This is a genomic window from Candidatus Protofrankia californiensis (assembly GCF_900634765.1).
Taxonomy (GTDB): domain Bacteria; phylum Actinomycetota; class Actinomycetes; order Frankiales; family Frankiaceae; genus Protofrankia; species Protofrankia californiensis.
This window is the reverse complement of sequence record NZ_CAAAFT010000038.1, coordinates 26,200-35,304: the sequence shown is the minus strand read 5'-3', so window position 1 is coordinate 35,304 and position 9,105 is coordinate 26,200. Positions and strand designations below refer to the sequence as shown.

Sequence of the window (9,105 nt, the reverse complement as noted above, 5' to 3'; positions counted from 1 at the left end):
CGTCCTTCGGCAGGTTCGAGGTCTCACTGATCGTGATGGACTGCTGCGCGCCGGTGTCCTTGTCGCGAGCGGTGACGTTGAGGATGCCGTTGGCGTCGATGTCGAACGTCACCTCGATCTGCGGCTCGCCCCGCGGGGCCGGCCGGATGCTCTCCAGGCGGAAACGGCCGAGCACCCGGTTGTCCGCGGCCCGTTCCCGCTCACCCTGCAACACCACGATGTCCACAGCCGGCTGGTTGTCCTCCGCGGTCGAGAACACCTCCGACCGCCGCACCGGGATCGTGGTGTTCCGTTCGACGATCTTCGTCATGAGGCCGCCGCGGGTCTCGACACCGAGCGAGAGCGGGGTGACATCCAGCAGGAGCACGTCGGAAACCTCGCCCTTGAGCACTCCGGCCTGGATCGCAGCCCCCAGCGCCACGACCTCGTCCGGGTTGACGCTCATGTTCGGTTCCTTGCCGCCGGTCAACCGGCGCACCAGCGTCTGCACCGCCGGCATCCGGGTCGCGCCACCGACCAGGATCACCTCGTCGAGGTCGTCGGCGGTGACCTTGGCGTCCTCCATCGCCTGGCGCACCGGCCCCATCGTCCGCTCGACCAAGTCGGCGGTGATCTGCTCGAACGTCGACCGCATGACCGCGGTGGTCAGATGCCGCGGCCCGGACGCGTCGGCGGTGATGAACGGCAGGTTCACCTGGGTCTGGGTGACCGAGCTCAGCTCGACCTTCGCCTTCTCCGCAGCCTCGAACAGACGCTGCAACGCCTGGGCATCCTGGCGCAGGTCGATGCCCTGCTCGCGCTGGAAGGCGTCGGCGAGATGGTCGACCAGCCGGCGGTCGAAGTCGTCCCCACCCAGATGGCTGTCGCCGGCCGTCGCCCGAACCTCGACGACCCCGTCGCCGACGTCGAGGATGCTGACGTCGAAGGTGCCGCCGCCGAGGTCGAACACCAGCACGGTCTCGTGGCCGTGCTTGTCCAGCCCGTAGGCCAGCGCCGCGGCGGTCGGCTCGTTGATGATCCGCAGCACCTCCAGACCGGCGATCCGACCCGCGTCTCTCGTCGCGGTGCGTTGCGCGTCATTGAAGTAGGCGGGCACGGTGATGACTGCCTCGGTAACCTTCTCGCCGAGGTTCTTCGCGGCGTCGTCGGCGAGCTTGCGCAGCACCAGCGCGCTGATCTCCTCCGGCGAGTACAGCTTGTCCCGCACCGTGAACCGGACGGCGCCACCGGGACCGGACACCACGTCGAAGGTGACCGCCTTGGCTTCTTCGCTGATCTCGTCGTAGTGCCGACCGATGAACCGTTTGGCCGAGTAGATCGTGGCCTTCGGATTGAGGATCGCCTGCCGCCTCGCCAGCTGACCGACGAGCCGTTCACCACTCTCGGTGAACGCGACCACCGACGGCGTGGTCCGCGAACCCTCCGTGTTCGGGATGACCCTGGGTTCACCGCCCTCCCAGGCTGCGATCACCGAGTTGGTCGTACCCAGATCGATACCTACTGCCTTCGCCATGACCTGCTCCCATCAGGAGCGAGCGGAACAGCCAGAAGCCAAACGCGCCCAAACGGGCCGTCCGAACCACCCGGGCTGGGAGGACCGTCCTGGCTGAGCCAGCCGGACGCAGTCGGCCACACCACCCGATATCGGCCCAACGGGTACCACCCGCCGAGTGTTACGCCACCCAACCCGGTTCCCGATCCGCGCGCCTCAAAACCACGCGCGGAAATCCCTCCACGCCGTTCGACGTGTCCTACCTGTCACATCGCCGCGGCTGCGGAGAAAGGGGATCCGGAGTCCGTGACGATCCCGTCCGACCTGCAACGGGCTGCGACGAACGTGCGGGCGTGGGCGGAGATGCCCTGTCAGGGGTCGCCGTCGCTCTCCAGCCGGCGGGGCAGGGTGCGCAGCGTCCAGCCGTCCGGCCTTGTCCGGGCCTGCTTGAACCCCCGTCGCGGACGCTCACGTTTCGCTGTCCGGACGTTCGTGAGTAGCTGTGTGACACCGTGGTCCGTGGTGAGCGGGTTGTGGTGGGACGAGGGAGGACGCGGAGTACATCCGCCACCATTGCGACCGCTACCGCTGGGCGGCTGGCATCGAGCCGGAGGGGACGGTGGAGGCGGCTGCGGATCCTCGCCGGGTCGTCCGCAACCCCGATCCCAGGAGTCAGACCGGAACGATCCGGCTCGTCGGCTACCCGCCGAGCGCCGGGTTCGTACTCACGGTGATCATCGATCCGGTGGACAAGGCCGGGATCACCGCCTGGAAGATCCGCGGGCCAGCGCTCGGGTGAGGAGCCTGCGGGCTGCGGCCAGGTCGCGGTGGTCGGAGGGTCGAGAACGCCGATGACCTGGTCGACCGCCCGGCGTCGGTCAGACGTTGAAGGGGTAGCTCGACCTGGAACAATACGGCGGGCGGACCTTCGAGGGGACTGTTGCGTTGACGAGCTCCACCGTCTCGGCATCCGGCCAGACGTGATCGGGGGATACGTCGACGTCCCGTCCGTCCACCGGTTCCCGCCGTGGAGTTCGCCGGGTTCCGGTTCCCACCGGAGGTGATTGTGCTTGCGGTGTGCTGGTATCTGCACTACGCCTTGTCCTACCGGGACGTCGTCCTACCGGGACGTCGAGGAACTGTTTGCGGAATACAGTCTGGTCATCGACCAAATGACCGTCTACCGGTGGGTGCAGTGCTTCACCTCGCTGCTGATCGGCGCGGCCCGGCCCCGCCGGCACTTTCCCGGGGACCGATGGTGGCACTGTTGCATTCGCCGATTATCGGTGATCTTAACCGCAGATCTTTCCGTCGACGGAGCTCACGCGACCGCCGCACGGAGGCTTCAGACGCACCGGAACGATTTGGAGGATGCCTTTACCGGAGGATTGACAACCAAGATCGACTGATCCTGAAGGATAACAACAATGCCCCACGACCTCGTGCCGCAACACCAGCAACTCCAGATCTTTTGGCGCTCTGATCACCGCTTCGGCGGAGCCTGGCATGTCTTGCCTCCGCTGAACGCGACAGACCCGAATTCCCTTCCTTCCGTTGGGCTTACCCGATCGCGTCGGCCAGAAGGTCAACCTGGCCCGGTTCCGGGTTACACGGAAACAGCACCAACTCGTCGCACCCCGCCTCGGCGAAGGCGGCGACAGCATCGCGGACCGCCTTGTCGTCGGTGAGCGCGCCCGCCACCACCTGTTCGGCGTACGCCCCGGCGAACGCATAATAGTGTCGGAGGTAGCTCTCAGCATGCGCGTGTGCTTCCGATCCCAGGGAGAAGTAGCCGAGTGCCGCCAGCCGTGGCCGGTCCTGGCGGCCGTGGGCTTCCCACGCAGCCTTCACCTGCGCCGCGGCAGGCCCGAACGCCTCCGGCGGCGCGCCACCGGCGATCCATCCGTCCGCATGCTCGGCGGCCCGCTGGAAGGACCTCGGTGACTGGCCTCCGATCAGCAACCCGGGACGTACCGGTGGGGTGGGCCCGATCGCCCCTGTGTCGCCGCGCGGCTCGCCGGACCAGACTTCAAGCGTGTCCACCAACATCTTTTCGAATCGTCGCCCCCGGCCGGCAAAAGGAACACCGCCGGCCTCGTAGTCGTCCTCCCGGCCGCCCAGGCCGAGACCCAACACCAACCGGTTGCCGGAAAGATGCTGGATACTCGCGGCCTGCTTGGCGAACAACGCTGCGTTGACCCGGTATGGAAGGATCGCGATGGCGGTCAGGAGTTTGATCCGCTCAGTCGCCGCCGCCGCGGCCGCAAGCGTGATCAGAGGCTCGTCATTGGGGTAGACAAGACGATCGATGACACCGAGTGACAAGAATGCGGCACGGTCCGCCCGTTTGGCCCACTCGAGGATCTGGCTGCCTTCGGCACCGGGAATGGTGGAGGGCAACCCAATCGAGACGTCCATTTCCTGTGCTCCCACTCTGGCGATTGCGGGTACTTTCCGGTGTCGGACATTTTGTGCGCGGCTAGGCAATCATTCGTCATCCGGAATATCCATGGGGACGCTGGCGTCAGCGTAGTGGGCGGTGAACGCATGCACAAGCGGTCGCCAGGTTCAACGCGGCGAGCAGGGTCGTGGTGCCGTGCCGGACGTAGTCGTGGGTGCGTTTTTCGCGGGAGTTGAACTCGATCGGCAGCAGCGGCTGGGTGCGGTCCAACGCCTGGGAAACGATGGGTATTGTGAGCTCATTGCGGGTGCGGACGTTGCGGAACTTCCTGACGGCCATAGCTGCTGCTCCAGCAGCCATGACTGCTACGACCCGTATTTTCAGGCATTCTTGGATACCGGCGGAAATGTTCCGACACGTGTTCCAGGGGTCTTTTAGAACTTGTTTCACAAAGACTGCCCAACTACGGTGTGCTGTAACCAATTATATTTAGAGTATGCAGGACAGGCTGGTAGATCTCGCCGTCATACGTGATGAGGTGTTGAGCGAGAAGCTGTGGAAGCGTCTGGCGTCGCCGCTCCCGGTGTGAGCCCAGCGATTCCGCCATTCGGGTCGGTTGCCGGTGGACAACCGAGCGGCGCCGGAAGGGATCCTGCGGGTGCTGCGGAATGATGTGCCGTGCTGGGAGTTGCCGACCTCACTGTTCGGAATGTCGGGGGTGACCTGCTGGCGCCGGCTGCGGGACTGGCGGGAAGCCGGAATCTGGCAGCGTCTGCACGAGGCGTCGCCGACCGAGTGCCATACCGCCGGGCTCCTCGACCTGCACCGGACGCTGGTCCGCTCTTCGCACGTGCATGCGCTCAAAGCGGACAGACAGGTTCGAGCCCGGTCAACCGCGGCCGTCCCGGCAGCACCATGTGATCACGGATGCTACCGGGGTGCCGCTAGCGGCGATCGTTACCGGTGGCAACCGGCGCGACGTCACCCAGTTGATCCCGCTGGCGCATACACCTCGTCCACGAAGCAGCGGTCCGCGAGAGAGGGCCGGCAGGGCCGGGCCGTGTCAATCAGCAGCGGGGTGATCCGCTGCACCCACCGCTGGATCGTGAGGTGGTCGACGACCAGGCCGCGTTCCGCGAGCAGCTCTTCGACATCCCGATATGACAGTGCGTAACGCAGATGCCAGCGCACCGCCAGCACGCTTCCCCTCGGGTGGGAACCGGAACCCGGTGAACTTCGAGGCGGGGACCGGCGGACGGACGAAGCGTCGACGGCACCCACCATGCCTGATTTATGACCCCTCGGATGCAACAGACCCGGTTCGGGGGTGTTGTCGCGGCGGGTTCGGAAAGCGGGTACGTCCCCGGTTCCGAGTCTGGTAGGATTCAAAGAGTACTCGATGGTCACGCAGCGTCGTCATTGAAGGTGACGGGGTCGGGAGCCCGCGCTGGAGTGCGTGGACAGAGGATCAGTTTTTCTGTCCTCATGGTAGGCGGTTCTTGGTGCAGCCCTTGCAGAGATAACCGCTTGATCGTGTACACAGACGCCGAGTAGTAGCGCATGAGGTCTGCCGGCGGGATCAACTGTGACATCGGTTGCCGGTGTCGACCGGGTATGAATTTCGGATGAGGGAGTAGGCTTATGGCATCACGTTCGCTTTTTTCATCACCACAGACCGCCGGGAAGTCAAGCACGTTGCGTCATGTGAGGGTGACCGGCCTACCGCTGTTCCAGGAGCCGGTGTACCCCCCGGGGGCTGTCGTGGAGCCCGACGGTGACGAGCTCCACGATAGCCAGACCTCTCCCGTGTTCGTCGTCCCGGCGGACTCGACCGCGGATGCGCACGTTGTGGGGAAGGGAAGGCGCCCGATGGCGCCGCGAACGGGTCACACTGGCCGAACAGGCCGCATGAGCCGTCGTAGCTGATCTCGCCGTGTTGGTGGCGGAAACTCGGTTCGTGCCATGTTGCCTGCCGGTGTTCGTGGATGAGCCCGCCGAGTCGATCACGTCGGCCGGCGCCTGCGCAAGCGTCCGCAATATCTCGATCGTGTTGGCGGTGAAGACGGCGTCGGGCACTGTTGTGTTCGCCGATTACCGGCGATCCTGACTGCAGATCTTCCCGTCGACGGGGCTCATGTGCCCGAATCGCGGAAGTTTCAGGCCCCTGATGTGGCCCGATGGGCCGTCAGGAGACCGCTTCCGCGCTGACGGTGCGTCGCTGCATACCGGAGTTCTCGTGCTCCAGGCCCCAGGTAAGGTCCAGGCCCCAGGTAAGGATGCGACGGGGATGGATACGGATGAGCTCACTGCTGAAGTGCGGGTTCGACGGATTGTGTCCGTGGATCGCCTCGGCCCGGCCGCGAATTTCGATACCCCGTACAGTCTACGGGCGAGGCGTAACCAGGTCGTCGATGACAAATGCCACCTGTGGGTTGGCGAGGATGTTCTTGAACTTGCGGCTTTCGGCGAGGTTGCGCCCGCCGATGTCGGCGGTACCCAACTCGGTGTTGAAGCGGTACGAGACTGGGTTGTTCTGCGGTGCTCCCGAGCTGTCAACGGTGGCCAGGCGCCCCAGGAACTGGCTGGTGACGTAGGTCAGCTCGATGTCGGTCAGCAGCATGGATGTTCTTCCCTCATTTCCTTTGGGACCTTCGTTCCTTCCGGAAGCACCATTCCTCCACCGACACCCTGGATCGCGCGGAAGGCGATCAACTGATCCGGCGATTGGGCGGCGCCGCACAGCGCGGAGGCTGCGGTGAACAGCACCACCGCGCCGAGGATCACCACGGCGGCGACCGCTGCGGCGCCGGGAGCGGGGCGAGATCGCCCACGAGCTGGATCCGGCCGTGGCCCTGGTCGTCGTCATGGCAACGGTCGCCACCCCGGTGACCATGCCACGACAGATACGCGAACTCACCGGTCTGGACCCGGCCGCACTCGAGTTCGCCGAGCTCTACACCGAACAGCTGCGCCGGATCGTCAGCCGGCTCGGGAACCTGCCCTCCGACGAGGGCGGCAGACCCGAACCGACGGGGAACCCCGAGTAGCGGCGGGCGTCAAACCGGGTCTGACCGGGTCTGTTGCGTTGAGCGGGGTCAAGACATGGCAGGCCCTACCGGACCGGTGATCAGATCGCCAGGGTGCGCTCAGTGAAGGCAGTGCCTACGTATCTGCACCCAGGCCAGCCGGTAGACGGCGGGCTGCACCGAGTCAGCGCGGTCGGTGCCCGTCTTCCGGACGACCACCCCACCGGCGGGTCGTCTCCAGCGTGAACCCTGACACGCCGGAGATACGACGTCACCCAGGAGCCCCGACCCGCGGACAGCACAGTGTGGGAAATTAATGTTTCGGGGTAGCGAAGAGGAGACTTCACGTGACATCGACGCAGGATGCGGCCCGCGCGGCGCAGGCCCTGGGGCGGCCATTCACAGTCGGTAACCTGGCTGTGGCGAACCGGATCGTCATGGCTCCCATGACACGCCAGTTCTCTCCCGACGGCGTGCCCGGCGACGATGTCGCGGCCTATTACGCCCGCCGGGCGGTAGGTGGGGTAGGGCTGATCATCACCGAGGGCACATACGTCAACCACGCTTCGGCCGGCAGCAGCGAGCGAGTTCCCCGGTTCCACGGCGATGTCCAGCTGGCCGGCTGGGCTCACGTGGCGGAAGCCGTTCACCAGGCCGGCGGCCGGATCATTCCGCAGCTGTGGCATGTCGGCGCGACACGCGTCGCGGGAGCCCCGCCCGTCCCGGATGCTCCGCCGGTCAGCCCGTCCGGGCTGGCTCTGGACGGGACCCCGACGGGCCGCGCGATGACCCAGGCGGATCTCGACGATGTGGTACTGGCCTTTGCCGAGGCGGCGGCGGACGCCGAACGCCTCGGCTTCGACGGCATCGAGCTGCACGGCGCCCACGGGTACCTCATTGACCAGTTCCTCTGGGACAGCACCAACCAGCGGGACGACGCGTACGGCGGAGACATCGTCTCCCGGACCAGATTTGCCGCTGAGATCGTGGCGGCCTGTCGTCGGGTGGTCTCGCCGGGCTTCCCCGTCTTCTTCCGCCTGTCCCAGTGGAAGTCCGGAAGCTACGACGCCAGGATCGCTGAGAGCCCCGAGGACCTCGATCGCCTGCTCGTCCCGCTGGTCGATGCGGGGGTAGACGTCTTCCACGCGTCGACGCGCCGGTACTGGCTGCCGGAATTCGAGGACTCGCAGCTCAACCTGGCCGGCTGGGTCAAAAAACTCACCGGCAAGGCCACGGTGACGGTCGGCTCCGTCGGCCTGGACAACGAGTTCGGGCAGGCCTTCGTTCCGAACGGCCGGTCCGGCGTCGACGACATCGACGCCTTGCTGGAGCGGATCGAACAGGACGAGTTCGACCTCGTCGCGGTCGGCCGCGCGCTGCTGGCCGACCCCGAGTGGACCGCGAAGATCTTGAGCGGACGCACGGACGAACTTGTGCCCTTCCGCACCGAGATGCTCAGGACTCTGCGGTGAGGACAGCACCGCCGTCCCTGGCGATGCTGGGGTCCGGTATTGGTTAGGAGTCTGTGATCAGGTGCTCGGTGTTCCCTTAGTTGACAGCGGCACTGTTGCATCCATCAAGACCGGCCGATCTTGGCTGTAAACCTTCCGGTGGAGTCGCCATCCAGAGGCGTTCCGGGGTGTCTGAAGCTTCCGTGATTCGGGCACATGGGCTCCATCGACGGGAAGACCTACAGTCAAGATCATCGGTAATCGGCGAAACGCAACAGTGCCGTGCGACTACCGGAACGCACCGGCTGGCTTGGCGGCTTGTAGCAGCCTGTTGTCATCGGCGAGCAACTCCCGGGCGAGCCGGCGGATCTTCTCAACGAGCTCGGGGTGCTGCTCGGGTGACCATTCGTCGAGCAGCTCCAGCAGCCCCTGCTGGCGAGCGGCTGCGAGCCGGTCGATCGTGTCCCGCCCCGCGGGCGTGACGGTGTAGAGCGCCCCGTCAGCGGCGCCGTCGGATGGGTGGAGGCCGATCTGGCCGCAGCGGGCGAGCGCATCGACGTGGGACCGGAGGCACTTCTCGGGCAGGCCGAGCCGCCGGGCCAGCGCACCGACAGTCCCGGACGGGTGCGCCTCGAGCCGGTAGAGCAGCCAGCAGGTGGGTGGGTCGACGTCGAGGTGGGCCCGCGCCGCGAGCCGTTCGTACAGGCCGGCCCGGTTCTCGCGGCGGGCCAGCAC

The 9,105-nt window shown here is 66.1% G+C and carries 8 protein-coding genes and 5 pseudogenes; 6 read left to right on the top strand and 7 right to left on the bottom strand.

From position 1 onward, the window contains the following. Positions 1 to 1,513 (bottom strand): molecular chaperone DnaK (gene dnaK / locus DD1DGNOD_RS01930; protein ID WP_131769302.1); only part of this gene is annotated, 1,513 nt, incomplete at its 3' end. Positions 1,514 to 2,111: 598 nt separating this feature from the next. On the opposite strand from dnaK, the gene DD1DGNOD_RS27645 reads away from it, so the two are divergent. Both DD1DGNOD_RS27645 and DD1DGNOD_RS01920 read left to right on the top strand, forming a co-directional pair. Beyond that, on the top strand, positions 2,112 to 2,291 hold the full coding sequence (locus DD1DGNOD_RS27645) for a hypothetical protein (protein WP_206442890.1): 180 nt from the start codon (positions 2,112 to 2,114) through the stop codon (positions 2,289 to 2,291). Between the two features lie 192 nt (positions 2,292 to 2,483). After that, a pseudogene (locus DD1DGNOD_RS01920) lies at positions 2,484 to 2,754 on the top strand (IS6 family transposase); the annotation flags it as partial. Positions 2,755 to 3,052: 298 nt separating this feature from the next. Here DD1DGNOD_RS01920 and DD1DGNOD_RS01915 read toward each other — a convergent pair. Further along, positions 3,053 to 3,910 (bottom strand): LLM class flavin-dependent oxidoreductase, encoded by an 858-nt coding sequence (locus DD1DGNOD_RS01915; RefSeq protein ID WP_131764858.1) that lies wholly within the window; start codon positions 3,908 to 3,910, stop codon positions 3,053 to 3,055. 145 nt (positions 3,911 to 4,055) lie between these two features. Then, positions 4,056 to 4,169, bottom strand: a pseudogene (locus tag DD1DGNOD_RS28565) (IS630 family transposase); the annotation flags it as partial. 340 nt (positions 4,170 to 4,509) lie between these two features. Between DD1DGNOD_RS28565 and DD1DGNOD_RS31020 the strand changes: the two are divergent. Then, a pseudogene (locus DD1DGNOD_RS31020) lies at positions 4,510 to 4,659 on the top strand (transposase); the annotation flags it as partial. A 239-nt stretch (positions 4,660 to 4,898) separates the two neighbouring features. Here the strand turns inward: DD1DGNOD_RS31020 and DD1DGNOD_RS28560 are convergent. Beyond that, positions 4,899 to 5,184: pseudogene (locus tag DD1DGNOD_RS28560) on the bottom strand (IS6 family transposase); the annotation flags it as partial. Positions 5,185 to 5,826: 642 nt separating this feature from the next. Here DD1DGNOD_RS28560 and DD1DGNOD_RS26400 point away from each other — a divergent pair. Then, positions 5,827 to 6,000, top strand: coding sequence for a hypothetical protein (locus DD1DGNOD_RS26400; protein ID WP_165034664.1), 174 nt, complete (start codon positions 5,827 to 5,829; stop codon positions 5,998 to 6,000). A gap of 276 nt (positions 6,001 to 6,276) precedes the next feature. Here the strand turns inward: DD1DGNOD_RS26400 and DD1DGNOD_RS28555 are convergent, their stop codons facing one another. Both DD1DGNOD_RS28555 and DD1DGNOD_RS26395 read right to left on the bottom strand, forming a co-directional pair. Next, positions 6,277 to 6,513: a PPOX class F420-dependent oxidoreductase gene (locus DD1DGNOD_RS28555; RefSeq protein WP_241255399.1), complete on the bottom strand. Its 237-nt coding sequence runs from the start codon at positions 6,511 to 6,513 to the stop codon at positions 6,277 to 6,279. Then, a complete protein-coding gene (locus DD1DGNOD_RS26395) occupies positions 6,504 to 6,680 on the bottom strand; it encodes an MFS transporter (RefSeq protein WP_165034663.1) in 177 nt (58 codons plus the stop codon). Before DD1DGNOD_RS26395 ends, DD1DGNOD_RS28555 begins: the two co-directional genes overlap by 10 nt. Positions 6,681 to 6,739: 59 nt before the next feature. On the opposite strand from DD1DGNOD_RS26395, the gene DD1DGNOD_RS01890 reads away from it, so the two are divergent. Together DD1DGNOD_RS01890 and DD1DGNOD_RS01885 are read left to right on the top strand one after the other, a co-directional pair. After that, the gene (locus DD1DGNOD_RS01890; protein WP_131764857.1) at positions 6,740 to 6,940 is read left to right on the top strand and encodes a hypothetical protein; all 201 of its coding nucleotides are present in this window, start codon (positions 6,740 to 6,742) and stop codon (positions 6,938 to 6,940) included. 326 nt (positions 6,941 to 7,266) lie between these two features. Next, positions 7,267 to 8,391, top strand: coding sequence for an NADH:flavin oxidoreductase (locus DD1DGNOD_RS01885; RefSeq protein WP_131764856.1), 1,125 nt, complete (start codon positions 7,267 to 7,269; stop codon positions 8,389 to 8,391). 267 nt (positions 8,392 to 8,658) lie between these two features. On the opposite strand, the pseudogene DD1DGNOD_RS26390 reads toward DD1DGNOD_RS01885, so the two are convergent. Further along, positions 8,659 to 9,105, bottom strand: a pseudogene (locus tag DD1DGNOD_RS26390) (hypothetical protein); the annotation flags it as partial.

Excerpts from the sequence above, each read along its gene's own strand:
- DD1DGNOD_RS01915 (WP_131764858.1), bottom strand. The coding sequence starts at position 3,910 with ATGGACGTCTCGATTGGGTTGCCCTCCACCATTCCCGGTGCCGAAGGC.
- DD1DGNOD_RS28555 (WP_241255399.1), bottom strand. The coding sequence starts at position 6,513 with ATGCTGCTGACCGACATCGAGCTGACCTACGTCACCAGCCAGTTCCTG.